The 26,483-nt window shown below is 56.3% G+C and carries 12 protein-coding genes; 3 read left to right on the top strand and 9 right to left on the bottom strand.

What is annotated here, in order from left to right:
- Positions 1-71: 71 nt before the first annotated feature.
- The 9 genes from HMPREF1121_RS02875 to HMPREF1121_RS02830 all read right to left on the bottom strand — a co-directional run bounded on the left by HMPREF1121_RS02875 (position 72) and on the right by HMPREF1121_RS02830 (position 17,373).
- A complete protein-coding gene (locus HMPREF1121_RS02875) occupies positions 72-1,775 on the bottom strand; it encodes a tetratricopeptide repeat protein (protein ID WP_044114553.1) in 1,704 nt (567 codons plus the stop codon).
- 28 nt (positions 1,776-1,803) lie between these two features.
- Positions 1,804-4,377 carry a glycosyltransferase family protein gene (locus HMPREF1121_RS02870; RefSeq protein ID WP_044114552.1) on the bottom strand — a complete coding sequence of 858 codons (2,574 nt, stop codon included), beginning with the start codon at positions 4,375-4,377 and terminating at the stop codon, positions 1,804-1,806.
- Positions 4,378-5,133: 756 nt separating this feature from the next.
- The gene (locus HMPREF1121_RS02860) at positions 5,134-5,643 is read right to left on the bottom strand and encodes a flavodoxin (RefSeq protein ID WP_044114550.1); all 510 of its coding nucleotides are present in this window, start codon (positions 5,641-5,643) and stop codon (positions 5,134-5,136) included.
- 19 nt (positions 5,644-5,662) lie between these two features.
- Positions 5,663-7,708 (bottom strand): alpha-ketoacid dehydrogenase subunit alpha/beta, encoded by a 2,046-nt coding sequence (locus HMPREF1121_RS02855; RefSeq protein ID WP_044114549.1) that lies wholly within the window; start codon positions 7,706-7,708, stop codon positions 5,663-5,665.
- Between the two features lie 2 nt (positions 7,709-7,710).
- Positions 7,711-9,012: a dihydrolipoamide acetyltransferase family protein gene (locus HMPREF1121_RS02850; protein ID WP_044114548.1), complete on the bottom strand. Its 1,302-nt coding sequence runs from the start codon at positions 9,010-9,012 to the stop codon at positions 7,711-7,713.
- Between the two features lie 53 nt (positions 9,013-9,065).
- Positions 9,066-10,424 carry a dihydrolipoyl dehydrogenase gene (gene lpdA / locus HMPREF1121_RS02845; protein WP_044114547.1) on the bottom strand — a complete coding sequence of 453 codons (1,359 nt, stop codon included), beginning with the start codon at positions 10,422-10,424 and terminating at the stop codon, positions 9,066-9,068.
- Between the two features lie 649 nt (positions 10,425-11,073).
- Positions 11,074-14,376 carry a preprotein translocase subunit SecA gene (secA, locus tag HMPREF1121_RS02840; protein WP_044114546.1) on the bottom strand — a complete coding sequence of 1,101 codons (3,303 nt, stop codon included), beginning with the start codon at positions 14,374-14,376 and terminating at the stop codon, positions 11,074-11,076.
- Between the two features lie 137 nt (positions 14,377-14,513).
- Positions 14,514-16,094: an alkaline phosphatase family protein gene (locus HMPREF1121_RS02835; RefSeq protein WP_044114545.1), complete on the bottom strand. Its 1,581-nt coding sequence runs from the start codon at positions 16,092-16,094 to the stop codon at positions 14,514-14,516.
- The gene (locus HMPREF1121_RS02830; protein ID WP_044114544.1) at positions 16,066-17,373 is read right to left on the bottom strand and encodes a lipoprotein N-acyltransferase Lnb domain-containing protein; all 1,308 of its coding nucleotides are present in this window, start codon (positions 17,371-17,373) and stop codon (positions 16,066-16,068) included. Before HMPREF1121_RS02830 ends, HMPREF1121_RS02835 begins: the two co-directional genes overlap by 29 nt.
- A gap of 775 nt (positions 17,374-18,148) precedes the next feature.
- Between HMPREF1121_RS02830 and HMPREF1121_RS02820 the strand changes: the two genes are divergently transcribed.
- From HMPREF1121_RS02820 to HMPREF1121_RS02810, 3 genes are all read left to right on the top strand, one after another.
- Complete coding sequence (locus HMPREF1121_RS02820) at positions 18,149-20,554, top strand: TonB-dependent receptor (protein WP_044114542.1); 2,406 nt, start codon at positions 18,149-18,151, stop codon at positions 20,552-20,554.
- 245 nt (positions 20,555-20,799) lie between these two features.
- Entirely contained in the window at positions 20,800-23,208 is a 2,409-nt protein-coding gene (locus HMPREF1121_RS02815) for a TonB-dependent receptor (protein WP_232223724.1), read from the top strand.
- Positions 23,209-23,654: 446 nt separating this feature from the next.
- Positions 23,655-26,372, top strand: coding sequence for an AAA domain-containing protein (locus tag HMPREF1121_RS02810; protein ID WP_044114540.1), 2,718 nt, complete (start codon positions 23,655-23,657; stop codon positions 26,370-26,372).
- Positions 26,373-26,483: the final 111 nt, after the last annotated feature.

Here is a 26,483-nt window from a genome sequence, read left to right as displayed (position 1 = left end):
GCGGCCACCTCCATCGTGAGGTAGCCGCCCGCTGGCATATTTGTGGTCGCTTATTAAGTGAGCGAGTAGGCTTAGTAGAGGCGCGTCAGCTGAGTGAAGTCCTTCAGGCCATGCAGTGGAGCGAACTCAAGGTCAGCATCGACCCGTGAGGTGAGGCTGGGATCCTTCTGCAGAGCCTTCTGTAGCGAAGAGATAGCCTTGGCAGAGTCTCCCATGCGAGCAGCTACGATAGCGCGGAGGTAGTCGGTCGTAGCATCGGGCTTAGCGATAGCTTCGAGCGTCTTGATAGCCTTGCTGTAGTTGCGGTTGAGGATCTGTGCTACGGCAGCATTGTTCGTCGTGACATCACCATAGGCCGTCTCAGCCTTGGCGTAGTCACCCTGACGTAGATAGAGGAAGCCAAGAGCGTCACCTACGCCGGGCATAGAGCTACCTTCGGCGATGAGTGAAGTGGCCTTGTTGAGGTCGCCATCCTTCAGAGCCAGCAGGCCGAGGTTGACCTTCGTCTCGGGGTTGTCCTTACGCTTGAGCGCACGGTCAAACCATACGAGGGCAGACTCATAGTCACCACGCTGCAGGCAGAGTGAGCCGACGTTGTTGTATGAGCGGTAGTCCTTGGGGTACTTCTGCATGACGAGCTTGTAGATGTTCTCCTTCTGAGCTACGTCATCGGTGAGGGTAGCCGAGTAGAGGAGCTCTTCGACAGTAAGTGCGCTGGGGAACTTCTCCAGCAGGCTCTGGATCTCAGCATCGCTCTTGCCAATGATCTTGACGTTAGCGACGAGGCGTGAGCGACGGAGCTTGGGGAGGACCTCATCTGCGAGCTTGCTGAAGACAGCCGAGATATTGCGGATCTCATGCTCACGCTGCTCGGGGTCGGGGTACATGCTCAGTACGCGAAGTACGAGTTCCTTGTCCTGGAAGTCGCTCTGCTCGACGAGCTTCTTGAAGCCTTCCCAGTCCTGAGCGGTGTAGTGAGCGTCGATAGCGACATCAGACATCTTCTGCTTCTTGAAGGCTGTCTTGAGCTGTGCCGTGGTGTTCTTCTCACGCGAAGCACTGAGCTTTTCGTTCAGCTCCTTACCACCATCGGGGGAGGCGTAGGCCTGGACTTCGACAGATACCTCCTGGTTGGGAGTTTCCTTAGCGTTCTGTACGGTGTACTTCCACTCCTGCACCTCATCCTTGTTCAGCTCGGAGCTACGGACGTTGGACTGCTGGATGAGGAACATGATGTTGGCATCATACGCCTCCTTGATGACGCGCTGGAAGCCGTCGGGAGAGATGACGGGCGTCACACCTGCGAGCGTAGCGAGAGCTTCGGTAGCGATCACGCCATCAGCGACCTTGAGGTCGGGGAGCTTGACGGTGCGGCTACCCTGCTTCCCCTTGAAGTTGAGGTAGAGCTCGCTCTTTGCCATAGCGGGGACGTAGGGCAGGACGAAGTTGACGGTGGCGTTGGAGCCATTCGCATGGTACACGATACGGTCGTTGCCGTAGACCTTTTCGCCTTGGAAGGTGGTACCGTTGCCCCACTTCTCACCACCCTGATAGCGGAGGATAGGGACGATGGTCAGCGTAGCATCCTTGGGGAACCACTTTGCGGGGAAGGTGAGGTGGACGGCTACAGGTACTTTGCCCCCGACGACTTCGAGGGGCTGAGGTTCGGCCTTGACTTGGTCGGCCGTCATAGGGCGTAGCTTTTGGCTACAGCTGCTTGCGGTGAGTAAGACAGTCGCCGATACGAGGGCGCCTGTGATCACTTGCTTGATCATTGCTGCTTGGGATAAATATGATGAAGGGTTAATGTTGCGGAGTCGTGGCCTTCTTGTCCTTGCGCTTGAGGAAGGCCTGGACGAGGGAGGCGAGGAGGAGCAGGGCGAGCAGTGCGGTGCAGATCTTAGCGACCAGCTCGGTGTGATGGATCGAAGCGGGATCGAAGGTCATCGTCAGCTCGTGTGTCCCTGCAGGGATATAGGCGGCACGAAGCGTATAGTTAGCACGTACCAGAGGGAGCTCGCTCTTGCCGTCCAGCGTGAGGTGCCACCCGTGAGGATAGTAGATCTCAGAGAAGACGAGGAGGCGAGGTACATCGGTCGTGACGCGGTACTTTGCCTGGCTGGGAGCGTAGGAGAGGAGCTCGACCTGACCGATAGCGGGTGCGGGCTGTAGGCTATCCGTGGCGAGGCTATCTGTAGTAGCAGTGGCAGGAGCAGCCTTGTAGCTTGAGAGTTCGCCCTCGAAGCGCTTGTCGACGACAGCCGTAGTGCGCAGGGGCGTATCATCCAGTGCGGACATCTCTTCGTCAGCTGTCGTGGCCCAGCGGATATCATTGACGAACCATGCGGGGCCGAAGGCCTCAGGGTTCTTCTGATACTGCAGGCCATGCTCTTGGTCAGCGAAGATGAAGTAGCGCGTGTCGAGCATGTTGTAGACCTCCATGTTCTGCTTGGCGAGCTGACGCTCGATGAGGTCCTGATAGCGGCGGAGCTTAGCAGCGTGGTAGCCACCTACGCTGCGGTGATTGGCGCTGGTCGTAGCATCGTTGAAGCTATTGACCGCGAGGTTCATCACACGGTAGTGAGGATCCTTATCCTCGGCGATAGCCTTGTCGACGGCGGTCACAGGACGAGCCTGTGCTTCGACGCTTTCCTTGGGGATGAAGAGATCATCATTCAGATAGCGCTTATCGACGAGCCAGAGGTCACAGAGGGTGATGACGCCGATAGAGGCGAAGAGGAGGGACTTCTTGATCTTCCCCTGGGCATAGAGTACGCAGGGGAAGAGGGAGAGGATGATGATGAGCCCAGAGCGGAGGGCGTCGGCAGAGACGATACCGGCACGGACTTCCTTCAGACTGCTCATGATCGAGGAGACGGGGAGCTGGCTATTGCCCATCGCCTGACGGAACATCTCATGCTCAGCGTCACTCATCAGCCCAAGGAAGGTCTGAGGTACGAGCCACAGCACGAGGCAGGGAAGTAGCGTCAGAGCAAGGCTCACATATACGGCGAGCTTGTCCTGAAGGACTTCCTTCGGGTGGCGTGCGAATTCGACCAGTGCCAGCACGGCGAGTGCGGGGATGGTGAATTCAGCGACGACGAGGATCGATGACACCGTACGGAACTTATTGTACAGTGGCATGTAGTCGATGAAGAGGTCGGTGAGCCACATCATATTGTGACCCCACGCCAGCGCAATAGAGAGTGCCGTACCAGCAAGGAGTGCCCACTTCAGCGGACCACGTACGATGAAGATACCGAGGAGGAAGAGGAAGAAGACGAAGGCACCGACATAGACGGGACCAGCCGTGAAGGGCTGATCACCCCAGTAGTGGTTCATACCTCCGATGATCTGCTGGAATTCGGCAGGTACATCCTCCATATTTGCTGAGCCTTCGCTGAGCGCACCCGATGCTCCACCATAGAGGTTGGGGATAAGGAGCGTGAAGGTCTCGCCCTTGCCGTAGCTCCAGGCGGTGATGTATTCCTTGTCGAGGCCCTTAGCAGTAGCCTGTACTTGCTGTTGGTTGCCTTCGGTAGCTTCGGGTGTGAGTTCGCTACCACCACGGATCGTCTCCTGCCCATATTCATAGGTGTGATAGAGATTCGAGCCGTTGATGCCGATAGCGATAGCACCAGCAAAGAGGGTGACGCAGGTGGCGATGATGAAGCTACGCAGAGCCTTTCCTCGCAGGGCTTCGACGAAGTAGCCGATGAGGAGGAAGACAATGAGGAAGGCGAAGTAATAGCTCATCTGCACGTGGTTCGATAGGATCTGAAGCGCCGCGAAGAGAGCCGTCATGGCACCACCGAGGAGGTAGCGTCCTCGATAGGTATGTATGATCCCTGCGATCGTCGGCGGGATGAAGCAGAGGGTCATCAGCTTCCATATATGTCCTGCCGTGATGAGGATGATGAAGTAGCTGGAGAAGGTCCACATGATCGCCCCGAGCACCGATGGTAGGCGCTCCATACGCAGGGCACGCATGAAGAGATAGAAGCCACCGAGCATGGCGAAGAGCAGCCAGCTATATCCTGGTAGGAGCGTGAAGGGCCACTGCAGCGTGAGGACATCCTGTATCGTGCGGATGACGCCTACCGAGGGGTAAGAGGGTGCGATCTGATACATCGGCATCCCCCCGAAGAGGCTGTTGGTCCAGTAGGAGAAGCCTTCCCCCGTAGCCTCCATGTGCTTGTAGACATCCGAAGCATTGCCGCTGGCACCAGCGACGTCTTGCTGGAAGAGCTCACGACCCTCAAAGACAGCGGGCGCGAAGTAAGCTAACGCAAGGAATAGGAAGAAGATGACGACCCCGATCACTGGGACCGAAGAGCGGAGGTAGTGCGAGGTAGAGGAGGGGACTTTGGCTTCCACGTATGATCTAATTAATTACGAACCAAACAAACATATCTCGCCCCAAAGGTACTAAAAAGCCCCCATGCACCGTGAGAGATGCCTTGCAGAAAGGCCTTCCGAGCGGAGGATGCTAACGGCTCTTCATCGAAAGTCACAGCACATGGGCATGGACGATGATCTCGCGCAGCGCCTCCCAAGGGGTGGAAGGTGCCTTGACTGCGGTGATATCTTAACCGAAACACCTCAACTAACCGCGGAAACCAGCTTGAGTGGGCGAAGTTTCTTCCTGAACTTCGTGCACATTTATAAGGAAGATGCCGACGATTCTTAAGTAGCTTCGTGGCAATTTATACGTATTAATGCGGGAATTAATACGTATTATTTCATCGATTAATACGTATAAATCCGAAGATTAATACGTATAAATTCGCAGGTTGATACGTATAAATGTGCGCATTCATACGGTCGATTTTTTGAAGTTAACCGTATTGTCTGCTGTGAACTCAAGGAAGAAAGCGCGCGAAGGCAAGTACCTTTTCTCGCCGCCTTCAGTAGTTCCGTCCGTGCAGCAGCGATGGTGTGAGGATGGATCACGTTCCTTTTGCTCCCTCGGCACGGCTACTTTTCGCCGTGAAATAAGCTCCTTTGCTCGCAGAACTCAATAGGACCGAATAGAAAAGTCCGCCCCCTCAGACGCTGCACCACTGTCGTGGGCGCGCTGAGGGGGCGGACTTGCGATGGATAGCAAATAGAGGCGTGGCCTCTACGTGCGCCTTACTTTACGCCAAATTCCTTCTTGACCTGCTTGATCCAAGCGGAGAGGCGGGCGTCGGTAAGCTCAGGCTGATTCGTGGGATCGACGATGAGGCCGACGAACTGATCACCGCACTCGGCGAGTGAATGCTCGTATTCGTAGCCTTCGCGCGACGTGCGGCCGACGACTTCAGCACCCAGCTCTTCGAAGTACCTGGCGAGGATACCCACGCCATCAGCAAAGCTGACGGGGGTCTCTACCTGATTGCCGGGGCCGTAGATAGCTACGGGCTTGCCGGAGAAGTCAGCGTCCTCGATCTCGGGAAGGAATTCGTCCCAAGCCGAAGGTAGCTCGCCGTTGAAGTAGGTAGGCGTACCGAGGATGAGAGCTGCGTGCTTCTCGACGTCAGCCAGATGCGCCGTGTCGATGTCTACATATTCGATCCCTTTCCCCCAGGCTGCAGCGATACGCTCTCCCAGCTCGGCGGTGTAGGCTGTGCTCTTGCTGTAGAGCAGTCCTATAGTCTTCATATTGTCGTTGCTTTTGGGGTTAGTATTCGATGAGCTCCTTAGCTGCGGCGTAGATCTTGTCTTCGCTGGGCAGGGTCGTCAGCTCAAAGCACTTGTGGAAGCCTACGGGCGTGGAGAGTGCCCCGACACGGAAGATGGGGGCATCCAGATCACGGAAGGCCTTCTTGGCGATCGAAGCCGCGAGCTCTGCACCGAAGCCACCGAAGACGCGGTCTTCGTGTACGATGAGCGCCTTGGACGTCTTGCGGATAGAGGCATAGACGGTCTCTTCGTCCCAGGGCACGAGCGAGCGAAGGTCGATGACTTCAATACTCTTGCCGAGGTCTTTCTGGATGCGCTCAGCGACATTGAGAGCGAAGTGGAGCGTATTCCCGTAGGTGATGAGCGTAGCGTCCGTCCCTTCGCGGCGGATACGTGCCTTGCCGAAGGGTACTTCGAAGTCTTCGGGGATGACGGAGGCAGACTCAGCACTATTGTACTGTGCCTTGGGCTCGAGGAAGACTGTGACACCACGTGAGCGCATCGCCGTACGGAGAAGTCCAGCAGCGTCGTCCGAGAAGCAGGGATAAACTACGCGAGCACCAGGGAAGGTCGTCAGGACACCTTCGACACTCTGCGAGTGGTACAGACCACCTTGGATATAGCCACCCGTAGAGAGGCGGATGGTGATATTGGGAGAGTACTGCCCGTTACTGCGCCAGAAGTCGTGTGTGGAGTTCACGAACTGCTCCATAGCAGGCCAGAAGTAGTCGGAGAACTCAGCCCCTTCGATGACGATACGGATCTTGTCGCTGAAGCGGCTCATACCGTTCGCCGTACCTACGATGTAGTCTTCGGCGATAGGAGCGTTGAAGATACGCTTATTGCCGAACTCCTGAAGCATGCCCTTCGTCACGTTGAAGACGCCACCCTTATCCTTGTTAGCGACGTCCTGACCCCAGAGGAAGGTGTCGGGATTGTGACGGAACTCCTGCTTGAGGGTCTTGTTGAGAGCTTGTACCAGTGTGAGCTTCTCGCCCGAACCATCGGGGATACCCGTGCCGTACTTGTCGCCAGGGTAAGCTTCGCCGATGACGTACTCCATGACCGTATCAGCCGTGGGATCTGGTGCCTTGAGAGCATTGCGGTTAGCGACCTTCAGCTCTTCGCGTGCTTCTGCTTCGATAGCCTGTAGCTCTTCTTCGGTGAAGCGATGGTAGCGCAGGAGCATACGGCGGAACTTCGGTAGCGGGTCTGCTGCCTGAGCGCGCTGCAGCTCTTCTTCGCTGCGGTAGAGCGTGTGCTTATCCGAGTTGGAGTGTGCGCCGATACGTACGCAGTCTGCCGTGACGACGACAGGCGTGCGGTGCTTGACTGCGTACTCACGTGCAGCCTCCATGGTGTTCATGGAGTCAAAGACGTCCTTACCATTACAGAAGAGGACCTTGAGATGGCGGATACCAGCGTAGTTCTGCCCGACGCGTGGGTTAGCCGTCTGCTCGTGCGTAGGCACGGAGATGCCATAGCCATTGCCCTGGAGGACGAAGATGACTGGGAGGCGCTCACGTGCTGCACCGTTGATGGCTTCGAAGACGTAGCCTTCGGAAGCGGAGGATTCCCCGTGCGAAGCGATAGCCACACCGTCTACGCCATAGTAGTCGAGAGCACGTGCCAGACCTACAGCCTGAGAGTCATGTGCAGCGACGCAGGAGGAGATGTTGTGGATACCCCATTCGACCTTAGCGTAGTGGTCAGACATGTGTCGGCCACCACTCGTGGGGTCGGTAGCCTTGGAGATACCATTGAGGATCATCTCCTCGACCGTCATACCAGCTGATAGGGCTGCCAGTAGGTCACGGTAGTAGAGGAAGAGATGGTCCTTGCCTCGCTGGAAGATCTGTCCGATAGCGAGCTGGATACCATCGTGGCCAGCGTTGGAGGCGTGGAACTGCCACCCGATAGACTGTAGCAGGTAGCTGGGCGCCTTTTCATCAAGGCAGCGGCCGAGGTAGAGGAGGTAGTACCAGCGACGAAGGGTCTCCTTGTCGGTGGTCTTGATCCCATATATCTTCTTTACTGAGCTCATGGTTATGCGTTGTTAGTCTTCCATTCTTCGAGGTAGCGTGCTACAGCCTGCAGGAAGGCGCCGCCGAGCATACCATCGATGATACGGTGGTCATAGGAGAAGGAGAGATAGATCTTATGGCGGACGGCGATGACGTCACCAGCAGGTGTCTCGAGGATCGTGGGTTCCTTTTCGATAGCCCCGATACCGAGGATAGCGGACTCTGGCTGGTTGATGATCGGCGTACCGAAGAGCGTGCCCGAAGAGCCGTAGTTCGAGATCGTGAACGTGCCACCGGACATTTCGTCTGGCGTGAGCTGGCCCTTGCGGCTCTTGTCTGCAAGGCGAGCTACCTGCTCAGCGATACCTGCCAGGCTCAGCTTGTCGGCATCACGGATGACGGGCACAACGAGGTTACCATCAGGCAGGGCTACGGCCATACCGACGTTGACGTGCTTACGCTCGATGATGTTGTACCCATCGACAGCTGCATTGATGCGGGGGAAGTCCTTCAGCGCACGGGCTACTGCTTCGATGACGGGAGACATGTACGTCAGTGAGTAGCCTTCGCGCTTCTTGAAACTGTCCTTCTCTGCTTCGCGCCACTTCACCAGATCCGTGATATCGGCCTTGAGGAAGCTCGTCACGTGAGGAGCTACCTGTACCGACTGTACCATGCGGTCAGCGATGATACGGCGGATAGGATCCATGGGGATCACGCGGTCTTCGGGACCTACGGGCACAGCGGGAGCTGCGACCTGAGGACGAGCAGAGGATGCGGGAGCAGGAGCAGCGGTACGCTCTGCACGTGGAGTAGGAGCGGGTGCACCCTTCTTCTGCTCGATGTAGCGGACGATGTCGGCCTTGCTGACGCGACCACCAAAGCCCGTACCCTGGATCTTGTCCAGCTCTTCCTGACTTACCTTAGCGGCCTTAGCACGCTCGAGGACGACTGGTGAGTACCAGCGCTCTACCGTGCCACGATGAACTTCGGTGACGGGAATGGATGGGGTGGGGGCAGCAGCAGGAGCAGGTGCTTCCTTCTCTGCTGCGGGTGCTGGGGTGGCAGGAGCTACTGCCTGACCCGAGGTATCGACGATGATGACGGGCTCACCGACAGCTACGGTGTCGCCTTCGCCATAGTTGATCTTGACGATCGTACCAGCTACGGGGGAGGGGATCGTAGCGGCCGTCTTGGCAGAAGTGATCTCGAAGAGGTCTGTGTCCTCCTCGATGTAGTCCCCTACCTTCACGTTGAGGACGGTGATCGTACACTCGGTTACGCTCTCGCCCATCTTGGGCATCTTGATATCGAATGTCGCCATGAGATTTAGCTTATATGATGTGTCTATTAATCTGTGGAGTGGGTAGGTAGCTCTTAGGAGAAGAGGACCTCGTGGAGAATCTCCCCTGCCGTGGGGTGGGGGAAGATGTGGCGTCGGAAGTCCTCGATGCTGGAGCGGTCGGTGACGGCAATACCAGCCAGGAGGATGAGCTCCGATGCGGGATTCCCTAAGATGTGGCAGCCGAGGATGGTGTCATTCTCGTCGACAAGGACCTTACACAGCCCAGGGGCTTGCTCGTTCTCTACGACGTAGCGTCCTGCATAGGCCATGGGGAGCTTGAGCACGCGGTAGTAGCGGCCTTCGGCACGGAGCTTCTCTTCGGTAGCCCCGACACCTGCGATCTCGGGGTGCATGTAGACGACAGCAGGCACGGAGTCGTAGCGCATGCGGTCATCACTACCACCTACGATATGGTTGATAGCGACCTCACCCTCACGGATAGCGGTATGAGCGAGCATGGAGAAGCCTGTGATATCACCAGCGGCATAGACGCGGGGGTGGGAGGTCTGCATGTACTCGTTCACTACTACGGCTGCGCGGTTCATCTGGATAGAGAGTGTCTCAAGGCCTAAGCCATCCGTCACGGGACGACGGCCGACGCTCAGAAGGATCTGCGAGGTGGGGAGGACTTCGGTCTTCCCATCCTTCGTCTCGATGCTTACGCCCTCAGCAGATACTGCTGTGACCTTCGTCTCGAGGTAGAACTGAATACCACGTCGTGCGTACTCCTTGCGAAGCATGCCCGAGGTCTCGCTGTCCATAGCACCGAGGATTTCGGGAGCCATCTCGATGACACGTACGGGTACACCGAGGGAGGTATAGATACCAGCGAACTCCATACCGATGACACCACCACCGATGATCGTGATGTCTTTGGGGAGTGTCGTAGCATTGAGGGCCTCGCGGCTCGTCCAGTAGCCGACTTCGCTAAGGCCTGGGATGGGGGGGATGGCAGTCTCACTACCAGTAGCAAGGAGGACGTAGCTCACGGCATAGGTCTCGTCGTCCGTAGCGACTAAGATACGGTCTCCCTCTTCGCCCGTGAGGCGAGCAGTCTTGGAGACGACCGTGACACCAGCACCCTTGAGCTTGTAGGAGACACCTCCGGTAAGGGTCTTGACGATCTTATCCTTGCGGGCAACGATCTCTGCATAGTTGGCTGAGATAGCTCCCTCTACATGGATACCATAAGCAGCGCTTTCGCGCATTTCGTCGAGAAGGTTGGCCGAGTGGAGTAGGGTCTTCGTTGGTATGCACCCTTCATTGAGGCAGACGCCTCCGAGGGCTGTGTGTTCAAAGAGTACTACTTGAAGGCCGTTGGCTGAAGCATTCGCTGCGGCATTGTAGCCAGCAGGACCGCCACCGATGATGGCTATATCGAAGTTCTTCATTCTAATTGTCCTTTTTGTGTGTACAAAGCATTCCAAAGATACGTTTTTTCGTGGTACACTATCAAAATGCCTTGCTTATAGGGTACGTATAGCCCTTAGAGGAGACTGTTGCGCGAGTCCTACCCTCTATTTAGAGTGCTAAGGCATCGCACGCCCAGCTCACCGATAGGCCTCTTCGAAGTGCTACACAAGCCCTTCACGTTATCGCGCGTATTCCTCTTATCCAGCGGAGGGAAAAGTGTCCTTCTCGTGAAGAAAAAGTGCCTTCACGTAGTGGTTTTTCCGCATCTACGTATGTAGTCTTAAGGACCAGGTACCTAAATCCAAATATCCTCGTACGTAGATATTAGATCCACGTACGTAGCCCAAATTTATCTACCACTCGTCCACAACTTTTCATCCCTACGCGGAGCAACAACCTAATAGAGGTCACTTCACAAAGCTATATAGCTTTCTTCGCCATCCTATATGGCTCCACCTACGCACTCATTTACCAATATATGGGACCATTGCGCAAGCTGTGACTAGATGGCCTTGCGCAATGGGCTCTTGAGATGAGTGGGGAGTACCTCAAAAAAGAAGCTCACCCCCAGCTCCTGGTCGGGAGTTGGGGGTGAGCTTATATAGAAAGGTGTAGGGATCTTAGTGCTTAGAAGCCCTTGCCGTGGCAGTGCTTGAACTTCTTACCGCTACCGCAGGGGCAGGGGTCGTTGCGGCCGATCGTGTGGGCTGCCTGAGCAGGCGTACGGCGCTGCTCTTCGCGGTCCTCGGGGCTGCCAACTTCGTGACGCTGCTCGTGGTACTGGGGCGCAGGGCGCTGTACCTCAGGGGCAGCTTCGCGGATCTCTACCTGACGGGGAGCTTCTTCCTCGGGAGGAGCGATGTTGAGGCGGACACGCATGAGGACGGAGGCCGTCTTGCGGTTCATGTCTTCGATCATCGCACGGAAAAGCTCGTAGGACTCGAGCTTGTAGACGAGGAGAGGATCCTTGTTTTCGTAGCTGGCGTTCTGCACAGAGTTACGCAGCTCATCCATCTCGCGCAGGTGTTCCTTCCAAGCTTCGTCGATGATATGCAGGACGATAGCCTTCTCGAACTCACGCATGATCGTGCGACCTTCACTCTCATCAGCTTCGCGGAGGTTGCAGCTGACGTTGTAGGCCATACGTCCGTCGGTCAGAGGGATCATGATGCGCTCGTAGACGTGACCCTGCTCAGTGAAGACCTGATGAAGCGTAGGATAAGCGATGTCGGCGATCTGCTTAGCGCGAGCCATGAAGGTCGATTCTACAGCTTCGTAGAGCTGGTCGGCGAGGTCATCAGCCTTGGTGCGGCGGAAGGTCTGCTCGTCGAAGGGCGACTCCATAGCGAAGGTACGCATGATGTCCATCGTGAAGCCCTCGAAGTCTTCGGCAGGCTGGTGCGTGTCGATGAGCAGGCGTCCTGCATCGTAGAGCGTGTTCATGACGTCCATCTCGATACGCTCACCCATGAGGGCGTGGCGACGGCGCTTGTAGATGACCTCACGCTGGGAGTTCATCACGTCATCGTACTCGAGGAGGCGCTTACGGATACCGAAGTTGTTTTCCTCGACCTTCTTTTGGGCGCGCTCGACAGCCTTGTTGAGCATGCTGTGCTCGAGTACTTCACCTTCCTCGAAGCCCATCTTGTCCATCATAGCGGCAAGGCGGTCTGAGGCGAAGAGGCGCATCAGGTGGTCTTCGAGCGATACGAAGAAGACGGATGAACCTGGGTCACCCTGACGACCCGCACGACCACGGAGCTGGCGGTCGACACGGCGAGACTCGTGACGCTCAGTACCGAGGATCGCGAGACCACCGGCAGCCTTGACCTCGGGCGTTAGCTTGATGTCGGTACCACGACCAGCCATGTTGGTGGCGATGGTGACGACGCCAGGCTTACCTGCCTGAGCTACGATCTCAGCTTCCTTCTGGTGGAGCTTAGCGTTGAGGACGTTGTGGGGGATCTTGCGCAGGTCAAGCATCTTGCTTAGGAGCTGCGAGATCTCCACTGAGGTCGTCCCGACGAGTACGGGGCGGCCTTCGCCTACGAGGCGGACGATCTCCTCGATGACTGCTGCATACTTCTCACGAGCCGTCTTGTAGATGCGGTCGTTGAGGTCCTGACGAGCGATGGGGCGGTTCGTGGGGATGACGACGACGTCGAGCTTGTAGATATCCCAGAGTTCGCCTGCCTCGGTCTCTGCTGTACCCGTCATACCAGAGAGCTTGTGGTACATACGGAAGTAGTTCTGCAGCGTGATGGTGGCGAAGGTCTGGGTAGCAGCCTCGACGTGGACGCGCTCCTTAGCTTCGATAGCCTGGTGCAGGCCGTCGGAATAGCGGCGGCCGTCCATGATACGACCCGTCTGCTCGTCGACGATCATGACCTTGTTGTCCATGACGACATACTGGTCATCCTTCTCGAAGAGGGCATAGGCCTTGAGGAGCTGGTTCACGGTGTGTACGCGCTCGCTCTTGATCGCATAGTCAGAAAGGAGGGCTTCCTTGCGCTCGGCGAGCTCCTCGGTGGTGAGACCTTGGTTCGACAGGTCAGCCAGGAGGCTGGCGATGTCGGGGAGGATGAAGAAGGTGGGGTCATCCGTACCGCGCGTCAGGAGGTCGATACCCTTGTCGGAGAGCTCGATGCTATTGTGCTTCTCGTCGATGACGAAGTAGAGCTCGTCGGTGACGAGGTGCATCTGACGCATGTTGTCGGCCATGTACTCTTCCTCGACCTTGAGCATGCCGGCCTTGATACCAGGTTCGCTGAGGTACTTGATGAGGGGCTTGCTCTTAGGCATACCCTTGTAGGTACGGAAGAGGAGGAAGAAGCCTTCTTCCTGCTCCTTCTTGTCTGACGAAGAGATCTTCTTCTTCGCGTCGATGAGGAGCTGCTGGCAGAGCTTGCGCTGCGCATCGACGACGGTCTCTACGTTGGGGAGGAACTGCTCGAAGAGCTGATCGTCCCCCTTGGGCACAGGACCTGAGATGATGAGAGGCGTACGGGCATCGTCGATGAGGACGGAGTCTACTTCGTCGACGATAGCGTAGTTGTGGCGGCGCTGCACGAGGTCTTCGGGACTGGTAGCCATGTTGTCGCGCAGGTAGTCGAAGCCGAACTCATTGTTCGTCCCGAAGGTGATGTCAGCGTTGTATGCCGCACGACGCTCGGAGGTATTGGGGCGGTGCTTGTCGATACAGTCTACGCTGAGGCCGTGGAACATGTATAGTGGGCCCATCCACTCCGAGTCACGCTTGGAGAGGTAGTCATTCACCGTGACGACGTGGACACCATTACCTGTGAGGGCGTTGAGGAAGACGGGGAGTGTAGCGACGAGGGTCTTACCTTCACCCGTAGCCATCTCGGCGATCTTACCCTTGTGCAGGACGGTACCCCCGAAGAGCTGCACGTCGTAGTGCACCATGTCCCAGGTGATCTCATTGCCACCAGCGAGCCAGTGGTTCTGATAGATAGCCATATCATCCTCGATGCGGACGAAGTCGTGGCTGACGCTGAGGTCGCGGTCGAAGTCCGTAGCCTTGACGCGGATCTCGGCGTTCTCTGCGAAGCGACGACCCGTGCTCTTGACGATGGCGAAGGCCTCGGGGTGGACTTCGTCGAGGACGATCTCGAGCTTGTCGAGGATCTCCTTCTCGAGCTTGTCTACCTTGGCCCAGATAGCTTCACGCTCATCGAGCTCCTTGCCTTCGACGCTGGCCTTGAGGGCTTCTACCTCAGCACGCTCGCTGGCTACGTAGTCGTTGATACGCTGACGGAGCGAGGCGGTGCGGGCACGCAGGTCGTCGTCAGACAGTGCATCGATCTCGGGGTAGACGGCCTTGACGCGCTCTACCCAAGGCGTGATCTCCTTGAGGTCACGCTGTGATTTGTTGCCGAATAGCTTCGACAATAGGTCTATGAATCCCATATATCTTGTTTTATTTCTTCTTGTATGATGGAGAGGGGAGGGCTTCCTTAGGGCTGTGGTAGCGGGGAAGGGTACTCCCTACATATATAATAATGTATAGGGCGATGTGGTATCGGAGACCCTATACTCGGGGTGCGCTATCGAGCTGCGTTCGGCGGGCGGATGCGGAGGACGTAGGCGATGGCCTTGGCTACGTCAGGGGCTTCGACGATAGGGTAGTCGAAGTCTCGTGCCGTGATGCCTGCTCCGAGGAGGATGCAGGGACTGCTGATGGCTGTGGAGTGAAGCCATAGGTTGGGGCTGTCTGCAGGATCCTCGACCTCCCATCCGGGCGTGAGGGTCCAGTAGACGTCGGCCATATGGCGGACGTGGATCGAGCGGCGAAGTGCTCGGGCGGCATCGCTCAGAGAGGACTGGGTGACCAGACGCTCGCCAGCGACAGCCATGCCGATGCCCTCCATCTCCTCGAGGAAGGCGGCCGTCTTATCCTGGAGCTCGGAGAGTGCGATACGCTTCGTCTCAGCGAGCTTCCTATTGAGGTACACGCGTCCATCGGCGAGGCGCTCTACCCAGCTCCCCTGACCGTAGAGGGCAGAGAGATAGAGGTTGAGCAGCGCAGCACCCTTCTTCGCGCTGAACTGCCCGTAGCGGGCCTCAGCACCACGAAGGCGTGGACGGCGATAGTGGGTATAGCCCGTACCCGAGAGGGCGAGCAGGTAGTTGCCTTCGCCGAACTTACGACGGAGCTCCTGCAGGAGGGCTTGGATATTCTTGTCAAGTCGTACGTAGGCGTCGACCTCTTCGCTGGTCAGCTCACCCTGAGCTTCGCGTGGTGCGACGTCAAGGCTGTAGGAGAGAGCCAGCATACCAGGCGACTTACTCTCGGCATAGCCCCCTTGGTCGAGTAGACGTAGTGCAAGGCTCGTGACCTCTTCGTTGGCCAGAGCGCTGCGCTTGAAGTCCGCTGCCTGATGTCCCTGATAGCGGTGCGTGAAGCGACCACCCCAGTCAGACCAGGTGCGAGAGGGTGAGCTATAGCTACGGAGCGGACTCCATGCCATCTGCCCACCGACGAGGCGCTTATTAGGTCCTTCGGCGGAGCGGTTGTAGGCCTCGAGGCTCTTGGGCATCGCCTCGTAGTAGCTCGAGCTGGCCCAAGAGGCGATCTTGCTGTCGAGCCAGAAGGCTCCGTTGGCAAACCACCCGCCCGAGGCGATAGCGGTCTCTGCGTCCGAGGCGATGGCATAGACCAAGCCTGCTCCCGAGGAGGCCTCCTTGATGCGGTCGCCAAGGGTATTGACTAAGAGTGCCTTGGGCGAATAGGTGTCGCGGGTATAGCTTCCCGTGACGCTGGGGTCATGGAAGACCGAGCGCCAGGCATGCTCCTTCTTGCTCCAGAGCGTCGTGCGCTCGATGCCGTGCGTCTGAGGATAGGCCCCCGTATGCAGGGTAGCTGTGGCCGAGGCGCGGTCCAGCTCTGCCAGAGGGAAGCGGACATGCGGGTAGATCTTCCCCTCGGAGAGCATTCGGCCTAAGCCGTCCTGGGTGAAGAGTGGGCGTAGCTGCTCGAGGTAGTCACCACGGAGATCCTCGATGGTGATATAGACGACCACACGAGGGAGGTCCCCCGCCTGTAGCGGCTGCTGGAGTGCCACAAGGGCCAGCAGTGAGGTCAGTAGGTAGCGCATGCTACGCTGCTCCAGTGGGCTCTTGGACATACTTATGAGATATAGGCTTGTGAAGGAGACGCCCCAACGAAAGGAGGCCGAGGCTGAGAGCGATCAGATAGACGCTCGGGTTGATCACCTGTCCTGCGATGAGGCTTGCGATGGGGAAGGCGATGAGTAGCACGAGGCAGACGGCATGCAGGACGGTGCGCACACGGCGTGTACGCTGTCCAGCGGGCATCAGGAGTGCTATGATGAGGTAGAGCGGATGCAGCGCGAGGAGATTGAAGTTCGGCGATACCATCGGGTGCTCAGAGATGAAGCTGAGGTAGCAGAGGAGCGTCCCCCCGAGGCCTGCTGAGAGATAGAGGCTGAATTCGATGACTCCAGCGACGGGCTTTCTGAGCCAGCGCCAGATGAAGATCCCGATAGAGAGCAGGAGGATGAGGGAGAAGATGACGAGGGGATGGGTCACGCTGAGGCCTGCGGGTGCGATAGGGCGGGGCTCGCCATACTCCAGCGTCTGCTGGATGGGGCGTCCCCAGATCTCTTGGTCAGGGGTGACGATGCCCATAGCGAGGTGAGGGAGCAGGCGTGCGGCCTCCATGGGGATGAAGAAGCGGTCGCGGATGCTCATCTTCTCATCCAGCTCGGGGCCCATCGCGAGATCTGTCCCCAGTACCAGCCAGGGAGAGGAGGCCTCCAGCTCGTTGATCGCCTCGCGCCAAGTCTTGTCGGGGAGTGGCGTGATGCCAGGTACGCTGTCCAGCACGAAGGTCAGCTGACTCCCGCGCTCGTCGAGCTTGCCGAAGTCCGTCAAGGTCGCGAAGTAGAGATCCAGCGGGCGCGTACTGCAGTTGTTGCGGAAGGCATTGTATCGGTACGTGCGGTTCTCGGGCTGTGCGTTCTCGATGAGGAGTTGCCAGAGATGGGCACGCTGCGCGCTGTCGGTATTGAGTACCAGCTCACGGATGACACCACGGCTCTGATACTCGCTCATGTAGTCACTGGTCGCTATGGGCAGGACGATGTAGTCGGTCTTGCCCTGAGTGAAGCGCAGGGAGAAGTCGTCGGTAAAGTTGAAGATACCGTAGTTGAAGGTCACATCGATCCCCTGCTCTGCATCCCATACGCGTAGGCCTGCATGGCCGTAGAGGGTGTAGGAGTCTTCGGCGCTGGGCTGGGCTGCCAGATAGCTAATCTGAGCGCTCTGTGAGAGAGTGAGGGGGAGGCCGAAGGTCTTGTCATGCTGGGGCTGAGGCGTCTCAGCGACGCCCGTCATATAGGTACACAGATACACCACCGCCACGAGGAGGAGGCGGTAGGTCATACCCAGGGTCTTATATATATGGTGTAGCTGGCCTATAGCTTGCATCGAATCTGATCAGATAGGACAAAGATACTAAAAGTCTGCATGCTCTCTTGGGTTAGGCCTTCCCCACAGAGCAGGCGGGGGCCTTCTCCCTTCGTAAGCGCCTCGTCTTCACTGTGATTTCTCGGGGGAGGAGCGTATGGGGGGATATGCTCCTTGTAGGAGGGGTGGTGTGAACCTATATTGGTCGGCGGGCTGACCTATATGAGTACGTGGGTAGAGTTATATAGGATGGTGAAGAAAGCTATATGGCTTTATGAAGTGACCTCTATTAAGTTATTGCTCCACGTAGGGATAAAAGTTGCGGACGAGTGGTAGATAAGTTTGGACTATGTACGTGGCTCTAATATCTACGTACGTGGATATTTAGATTGATGTACCTGGTCTTTAAGACTACGTACATAGATAGAGAAAAACCACTGCGTGATGGCGCTTTTTCTTTCACGAGAAGGAGACTTTTCCCTCCGCTGGATAAGAGGAATACTCGTGATAAGGCGAAGGGCTTGCGTATCACTTCGGAGAGGTATATCGGGGAGCTGGGCTATCCTATACGATCTCACCATGGGATCTCCCTCGCTCAGGTAGCTCCGCTGTCGCTCATTCGTCTACTGCGGGAGGTGGGGAGAGGACTATATAATAGCGTTGTTTCATAGGCGTTTATGGTGCTGATTTTTTTCTTCTATTATAAAGTTGCTACCTTTGTGTATCACTTTACTGTTGCACTCTTGCTGTTATGAAACACGCTCGCATGCTCTGTGTCGTCCTTGCGCTCTCTTCAGGTAGCCTTCTGGCGCAGACGACCTTCCCAATACAGGGCACCTTGAAGAAGACCGCCGACCGTACCCCTGTGGACTTTGCTAATGTCCTCCTGAGAAAGCCCGCCGATAGTACTCTCGTCGTAGGGACGACGAGTGACGAACATGGGGGCTTCCGCCTCGAGGCTCCTCAAGGGACCTTCCTCCTAGAGATCCATGCACTAGGCTACAAGCCCTTCCATAAAACCCTGACGGTCACGGGTACTCTTGACCTAGGCGAACTCCTCCTCACCGAAGAGACCAAAGAGCTCTCCGCTGTCCAAGTCACAGGCCGTCGCCCCATCATGCTCCGCAAGAGTGACCGCATGGTCTTCGACGCTACACAGATCGCTCCTGCTGCCAGCTCGGCTCTGGATGTCCTTCGCCAGACCCCTGGGGTGAATGTCTCCGACGATGGTGTCAGCCTAATCGGTAAGGGCGGGGTGATCGTCCTCATCAACGACAAGCGTGTCCGTCTCTCGGGGGCTGCGCTCATCGGGCTCCTACGCTCCTACCCACAGTCCGACCTTCAGGAGATCCAGATACTCACCACCCCGCCTGCTAAGTACGAAGCTGAGGGGAATGCTGGTGTGCTGAATATCATCCTCAAGAAGGCCAAGAATGATTTCTTAGGAGGAAGTATCGCTTCTCGCTTCGCACTTCGTAACGATAAGGTCCTGTATAGCCTCAATACCAACCTCAACTACAAGAAGGACAAGGTCACCGCTTCTCTCCAGCTCGGAGGAGGCTCGGCAGGCTATGATGGCTCTCTAGGTACCTACCGCACCTATCCCAAGCAGGGCACTTTCCATTCGAGTGAGACCGCCTACTCGGGGCAGGGGCCTTACTTCAACCTCCGTGCGGGGCTAGACTATGCCTTCACTCCTGAGCTCTCCATGGGGGCGAGTATATCCTACAGCCCACAGAAGGATGATACTCGACGAGAGAATGATAGCCGAGACTATCGCATCCTCTCCAGTAAGGCTTATGAACTCCTACGCTTGCTTCCCGGTGTCGCCGACGAGACGGACAAGAGTCGCTATACTACGGCGAATGTTCACCTTGAGAAGACCTTCAAGTCCACTCCCCAGCGTCGTCTCTCGTGGGATGCCGACTATGTAGGCTACCGGAGTCAGGAGGGGCGCAACTTTACTTCCCGAGGCTTGATGCCTAATGGTACTCCCATCCCTGGGTCGGACTTCCACTTCGATGCTCTGACCGATCAGCACACGGACTCCTACATCACGAGCCTAGACTATACCGAGCCTCTTGGTAAGGGGACGCTGAGCTTTGGGGCTAAGGGGACGTGGACCCACACCACCAACCGAAGCGACTACGATGCCAAGAGCTCCATGGGTGAGCGCCACGACAAGATCACCTTCGACGAACATGTCTATGCGCTCTATGCTGACTTCAAGCATCCGCTCTCCGACAAGTGGAATCTCCGCACGGGTCTTCGTATGGAGTACACCCACACGGCAGGCGAAAACAACGGCCGTCGTCTGGAGCACCTCAAGAGCTACCTCAATGTCTTCCCCACGCTCTTCTTGGGATTCAACCCCAACGACCGCCATGCCTTCAGCCTCAATGGTACTGTCCGCCTCAATCGCCCCCACTTCGGCCAACTCTCGCCGTTCGCTAGCTATGAGAACCAGTACAGCGTCATGCGAGGGAAAGAAGATCTGCGTGCTGCCAAGCGTGCCCAGCTTGCTCTCGGCTACACCTTCCTTGGGGCGCTGAACTTCCAGCTCGACGGCGGCTATCTCTGGGATGGTATCACGCAGGTCGTGCGCCTCGATCCCGTGACGAACCAAGGGAGCTATATGCATGACAATGCCGAGAAGACCTGGACCTTCGGCCTGGAGAATAGCTTCTTCTTCAATAAGGTCAGCTTCTTCCAGACCTACATCTCCCAGCGTCTCTGGTACTCCGATATGAAGATCGGCCCTGAGTCCACATCACTCTACGGAGGAGCAGGCTTGAGCTATCATGTCAGTCTCAACAATACCTTCTTCTTCAATCGCAGTAAGACCTTCCAAGGGACCTGTTCCTTCTACTATCGGACACCTGGCTACGATGGAGGCTTCCATATGGGACACATCATCTCCGGCGGAGCGGGCCTATCCTACACGCTCCTCCAAGGGAAGCTTCGCCTTGCTCTTGATGCGTACAATCTCCTCCGCAATAATCTCCGTATGGACATCACGACACCTGACTCCCAGATGCACGCAGACAACGAGAATAATATACTCACCCTCAACCTTGGCGTGACCTACTCCTTCGGTGCTCCTATCCAAGGCAAGTCCGAGCGCAAGAGTGCCCAAGAGCTCCGCTCCCGCATGTAGTGCCCCGCCGCCTCCCGCTCTTGGGTCACTCCCGCTAAAGCAAAGCCCCCAGCAGCCGTCCTCGTGGCGCCTGCTGGGGGCTTGCTGTAGTCTATCGCAGCTCCGCTGTCGCCCGCTCGCCTACTGCAGGAGGCGGGGAGAGGACGTATAATAGCGGTGTTTCACAAGCGTTTATGGTGCTGATTTTTTTTTCTATAAAGTTGCTACCTTTAGGGACCACTTCCATTAGCACCGCACTCCTTGAAATGAAACACATTCACTTGCTCTTAGTCGCCTTTGCGCTATCTTCTGGTAGCCTTCTCGCGCAGACGACCGTCGCTGTACAGGGCTCCCTAAAGAAGACGACCGACCGCATGCCCGTGGACTTTGCTAACGTCCTCCTGCGCCATCCCGCTGATAGTAGCCTCGTCGTGGGGACTACCAGTGACGAGCATGGGGCTTTCCGCTTGGAGGCTCCCGAGGGCACCTTCCTCCTCGAGGTGCGTGCGCTGGGCTACCGACCCTATCATCAGACGCTCACCATCGCTGGTACGCTTGATCTCGGCGAACTCCTCCTCGCCGAGGAGACGAAGCAGCTCTCCGCCGTCCAAGTCACGGGGCGCCGCCCGATCATGTTGCGTAAGGCTGACCGCATGGTCTTCGACGCTACGCAGATCGCTCCCGCTGCCAGCTCGGCTCTGGATGTCCTACGGCAGACACCTGGGGTGAATGTCACGAATAGTGGCATTAGTCTCATCGGTAAGGGGGGAGTCATCGTCCTCGTCAACGATAAGCGCGTACGCCTCTCAGGTACCGCTCTCCTTAGTCTCCTGCGCTCCTATCCACAGTCCGACCTTCAGGAGATTCAGATCTTGACCACACCACCTGCTAAGTACGAAGCCGAAGGAGATGCGGGCGTCTTGAACCTCGTCTTGAAGAAAGCTAAGAATGACTTCTTCGGAGGAAGTGTCACACCATCCTTCGGGATCAAAAGGTCGCGGCCTCGCTATGATCTCAGTACGAGCTTCAACTATAATCAGGGCAAGGTCACAGCCTCCCTTGACCTCGGTGCCGGTACGGGGCTGTTTGATGGTGACCTGCGTACCTACCGCACCTATCCTCAGCAGAAGACCTACTACGTCAGTGATACCTACTACACGGGGCGGGATAAGTACTTCAACGTACGTGGAGCGCTGGACTACGCCTTCACTCCAGAGCTCACACTCGGCTTCAGCGCCTCCTATACGCCACAGCAGGATAGTGCGCATCGTGAGAATGACTCTCGCGACTATAGCATCGCTCCCGATGACTCGTACCAGCTCCTTCGCTCCCTCCCAGGGCTTGCGGTGAACACCGATCATGGGAGGTACATCTCGGCGAATGCCCACATGGAGAAGACCTTCAAGGGGGTGCCCAAGCGTCGCCTATCGTGGGATGTGGACTATGTCGGCTACCGCAATCGGGAGGATCGTAGCTTTACCTCCTCGGGCCTGACCCCTCAGGGTGCTCCTATCGCAGGCTCTGACTTCCACTTCAATGCGCTGACCGATCAGCATATCGACTCCTATATCGCCAGCCTGGACTATGTCGAGCCCCTCGGTAAGGGGAGGCTGAGCTTCGGAGCAAAGGGAGCTTGGACGCGCACCAGCAATAGTAGTGACTATGATGCAGCGAGCACGATGGGTGAGCACCATGATAAGATCCGCTTCGATGAGCAGGTCTATGCGCTCTATGCGGACTTCAAGCATCCCCTCTCTGAGACCTGGAGTCTTCGCACGGGGCTTCGTATGGAGTACACCCATACGGCAGGGGAGAATAACGGCCGTCGTCTGGAGAACTTGAGGAGCTATCTCAACCTCTTCCCCACGCTCTTCTTAGGCTACAATCCCAATGATCGCCATGCCTTCAGCCTCAGCAGTACCATCCGTCTCAACCGTCCGCATTTCAGTCAGCTCTCTCCCTTCGCTAACTACGAGAATCAGTACACCATCATGCGAGGGAAGGAAGACCTACGTGCTGCGAAGCGCGCACGGCTTGCCCTCGGATATACCTTCCTCGGTGCGCTGAACTTCGAGCTCAATGGGGGCTACCTATGGGACGGGATTACGCAGGTGATACGCCTGGATCCTGCGACGAACCGCGCGAGCTACACGCATGAGAATGCCGAGAAGACCTGGATCATTGGACTGGAGAATAGCTACTTCTTCAATAAAGTCAGCTTCTTCCAGACCTACATCTCCCAGCGCCTTTGGTATAATGAGACGAAGCTTGATACCAATGTGTCCTCTCCCTATGGAGGCTCTGGTCTAAACTATAGCTTCAGCATGAATAATACCTTCTTCTTCAACCGCAGTAAGACGCTCCAAGGTACCTGCTCCATCTACTACGCGAGCCCACGCTACGATGACGGAGGTATGAGATACTCGCATAAATTCACGGCTAATGCAGGCCTATCCTATACGCTCCTCGATGGGAAGCTCCGTATCGCTGCCGATGCCTACAGCCTCATCTGGACCGAGCTCTACATCAATATCAATACCCCCGACTACCAGCTGCGCGTCAAGAACGAGTCGAATAGCCCCTACTGCACGCTGGGCTTGACCTATTCCTTCGGTGCCTCCATCGAGGGTAAGGATGAGCGCAAGAGCGCCCAGGATCTTCGCTCGCGTATGTAGCGCCCTGCCGCTCCCGCTCTTGGGTCACTCCCGCTAAAGCAAAGCCCCCAGCAGCCGTCCTCGTGGCGCCTGCTGGGGGCTTGCTGTATCCCTTGCCTGCAGGTAGGCCGCTACTTCCTTCGCCCAAAGCTTGTGCCTTCGCTCTGCCTTCCCCTTCGCTCAAAGTGCCTGCTTCATCGGTTGCACGGGCCGAACGTATACCCCTTCTCATCAAGACGTATAAATATCGCGAGCAAAACGTATACGTTTGGCGGTGAAAACGTATACGTTTTTCCCGCACAAGGTATACGTCCTCCCGCCCCTCACGAATGCCCCGCATCGCCGCCCTCGGCTCCCACAGAACTATCTACTATTCTTGGTAATTTAGATGCCTCATAAGGGGCTTCTTCGCAGTGGAAGACAGCTGCAAGGGACTTATAGTAATTGGTTGATTTTTACTCAGAGATATGGATGCAAGGCAGTGTATGATCATAGACTTGGAGCGGCAGGGGGACAAACGAATGTTTATCACCGAGCAGGTCGAGTCCATGGATGTCAGTGAGCATGGAGGATGGTTGGTGCGCTTCAAGACCTCTCCCCGGGTCTTCCAGTACAATAAAGCTCGCCTCCTTTATCTGAAAGATCCCAAGCCTATCAACATCGTGCATAGGGGGCTCTACGTCCGGAACAAGCGTATCTCCGACATTGCAGAGCTCCTGTGCTTCGCCTATTCCACGTACAATTTCTATCGAGTGACCCATACGAATGGCTATGTAGAGTGCCTTGATGGTCGGGAGGTCTATATTACCCGCACGCCGATAGACCTGACGGGGGGCTCTACGTGGGACTATCTGAAGAAGCTCGCAGCTGAGACGGGACTATGCGCCAGCGACGGGACAAATATCTTAGCGAAGTCCTACCGTCTGGTGGATGTGAAGCGAGATAACGTGCCCCTTGCTCAGTACCTTGGTGATAAGAGGAAGCTGGCTACGCGCTCTATGCCACGGCAGGTCTACTATCCCTTTGGTTGCAATGCCAGCCAAAAGGCAGCGGTGGAGGCAGCTCTGTGCCATCAGGTGAGTATCGTGCAGGGGCCTCCAGGTACGGGGAAGACGCAGACGATCCTCAATATCATCGCGAACTTACTCCTCGCAGACAAGACTATATTGGTGGTCTCAAATAATAATTCTGCCGTAGAGAATATCGCCGAGAAGCTCCAGCGTGAAGGCTTGGGCTTCCTCGTGGCACAGCTGGGGAACTCTGAGAATAAGGAGGCCTTCATCCAACAACAGCAACCCTATTACCCCGATATGGAGGGATGGGCGCTCGAGGATGCTTCGGCGGTCAAGAAGGTGGCCAAGGAGGCTCTACGGAAGGTGTCTCAGGGCTTTGAAGATCAGACGAAGCAGGCGCAGCTACGGGCCGAGCTCAATGCCTTGCAGACGGAGCGTCAGTATAATGATCTCCTTAATGAGGCTATCGGGCAAGATGTCAGCTGGCTGAAGGATAAGTCTCCTGCTGGGCTGATGGCCTTACTTACGCGCTTTCAGCAGCTCGCAGAGCGGTCGGAGCGGCCCAGCTTTTGGTTTCGCCTCAAGAGTACATTCACTTTAGGACCGCAGGCCTTCTCGTTCCTCAAGAGAGAGTTTGCGGAGGTCATCGCTTGCCTGGAAGATGCTTACTACTATGCTTATCAATCCAAGCTGGAAAAGGAACTGGTCGCTGTCACGGAGCATCTTCAGTCTATCAATCTAAAACAGGGGATTCAGGAGCTTACAAACTCTTCGAGTCAGCTCTTAAAGAGTGAGATAGCGAAGCGATATAGTAGTGGAGGAGCTCGAATCCTATTCACCTCAAAGAATATCAAGCGGGGGACTGAGGCCTTCCTCAAAGAATATCCCATCGTGCTAAGTAGCACATATAAGTCGAATGATAATATCAACTCGGACTACGTCTTTGACTATGTCATCATGGACGAGGCTTCGCAGATCGATATTAAGACGGGAGCATTGACCCTATCGTGTGCTATGAATGCTGTGATCGTAGGGGATGACAAGCAGCTACCTAATGTAGTAAGCCGAGAGGAGACCCTTGCTCTCAAAGCGATAAGAGAGACCTACCAGGTCGATGACCGATATGATGCTGTGACGCATAGCTTCCTGAAGTCTTGCTTAGAGACCTTCAAGGATGCCCCCGTGACGCTGCTACGTGAGCACTATCGTTGCCACCCCAAGATCATTGAGTTCTGCAATCAGCGCTTCTATGACGGTGAGCTAATCTCCATGACGACGGATAAGGGTGAGGAGAAGGTGCTTCAAGTCCTACGCACTGTGAAGGGGAATCATGCCCGAGGACACTTCAACCAGCGTGAGATAGACGTCATCACGCAGGAAGTGCTACCAGAGTTTCAGGATCAGGGGAGTATCGGTATCATCACCCCCTATAAAGATCAGGCGCAGGCTATCAACCAGATGCTGGGCATGGATATCGCAAGTACGGTGCACAAGTATCAGGGGCGAGAGTGCGACACGATCATCATGAGCATGGTGGACAATAGTCCGACGGAGTTCTCTGACGATCCGAACCTCCTCAACGTAGCTATCTCTCGTGCCAAGACTCACCTCTGTATTGTGGCGACAGGGAATGATCTGCCTGAGGGGAGCATCCTATCTCAGCTCATCAGCTACATTCAGTACAACAACTTCGAGGTGAAGGAGAGCAAGCTGCGCTCGGTCTTTGACCTGCTATACACGCAGTACACTACGGAGCGCTTGGCTTATCAGTCCAAGCATCAGGTCTCTGGCCAACTATCTGAGACGCTCTTCTATGATACGCTACTCAAGGCTCTCAATGGGGTGGAGCGTAGCGAGCTTTCCGTGCTCTGTCACTATCCCCTTGAGAGACTCATCGCTGATGTGTCGCTACTGGATGCTGAGGAGCGAGCTTTTGTCAAGAGTCCTCTCTCGCACGTGGACTTCCTCATCTATAATTCGCTGACGAAGCGTCCGCTACTCGTCATTGAGGTCGATGGCTGGAGCTTCCATAAGGGAAGTACTACGCAGCAGGCCCGAGATGCACTTAAAGACCGCCTTCTCTCCAAGTATGATCTCCCTCCCTATCGTATCTCTACGACAGATATGGTGACGGTCGATATGCTGAGAGAGCGATTGGCTACTTTATTGTAGGCCTGTAGTAAGGCACTGTAGTTATTAGAAAAAAGCCTACCTTCGTGGTGCTTCCCAGGATGGGAAGTGTCTTTCTAAGAAGTGTCCAGAGAACGGCTACGAGCCGTCCGC

Origin of the sequence: Porphyromonas sp. KLE 1280 (genome assembly GCF_000700805.1) — a bacterium.
GTDB classification, from domain to species: Bacteria; Bacteroidota; Bacteroidia; order Bacteroidales; family Porphyromonadaceae; genus Porphyromonas; species Porphyromonas pasteri.
The sequence above is the reverse complement of the archived record's forward strand: the minus strand, read 5'-3'. Positions and strand labels throughout refer to the sequence as shown.

What these genes read in the sequence shown, in the direction of transcription:
- HMPREF1121_RS02875 (WP_044114553.1), bottom strand. Translation starts at nt 1,775, where the DNA reads ATGATCAAGCAAGTGATCACAGGCGCCCTCGTATCGGCGACTGTCTTA.
- HMPREF1121_RS02860 (WP_044114550.1), bottom strand. Translation starts at nt 5,643, where the DNA reads ATGAAGACTATAGGACTGCTCTACAGCAAGAGCACAGCCTACACCGCC.
- HMPREF1121_RS02855 (WP_044114549.1), bottom strand. Translation starts at nt 7,708, where the DNA reads ATGAGCTCAGTAAAGAAGATATATGGGATCAAGACCACCGACAAGGAG.
- HMPREF1121_RS02850 (WP_044114548.1), bottom strand. Translation starts at nt 9,012, where the DNA reads ATGGCGACATTCGATATCAAGATGCCCAAGATGGGCGAGAGCGTAACC.
- lpdA (WP_044114547.1), bottom strand. Translation starts at nt 10,424, where the DNA reads ATGAAGAACTTCGATATAGCCATCATCGGTGGCGGTCCTGCTGGCTAC.
- secA (WP_044114546.1), bottom strand. Translation starts at nt 14,376, where the DNA reads ATGGGATTCATAGACCTATTGTCGAAGCTATTCGGCAACAAATCACAG.
- HMPREF1121_RS02835 (WP_044114545.1), bottom strand. Translation starts at nt 16,094, where the DNA reads ATGTCCAAGAGCCCACTGGAGCAGCGTAGCATGCGCTACCTACTGACC.
- HMPREF1121_RS02830 (WP_044114544.1), bottom strand. Translation starts at nt 17,373, where the DNA reads ATGACCTACCGCCTCCTCCTCGTGGCGGTGGTGTATCTGTGTACCTAT.
- HMPREF1121_RS02820 (WP_044114542.1), top strand. Translation starts at nt 18,149, where the DNA reads ATGAAACACGCTCGCATGCTCTGTGTCGTCCTTGCGCTCTCTTCAGGT.
- HMPREF1121_RS02815 (WP_232223724.1), top strand. Translation starts at nt 20,800, where the DNA reads ATGAAACACATTCACTTGCTCTTAGTCGCCTTTGCGCTATCTTCTGGT.
- HMPREF1121_RS02810 (WP_044114540.1), top strand. Translation starts at nt 23,655, where the DNA reads ATGGATGCAAGGCAGTGTATGATCATAGACTTGGAGCGGCAGGGGGAC.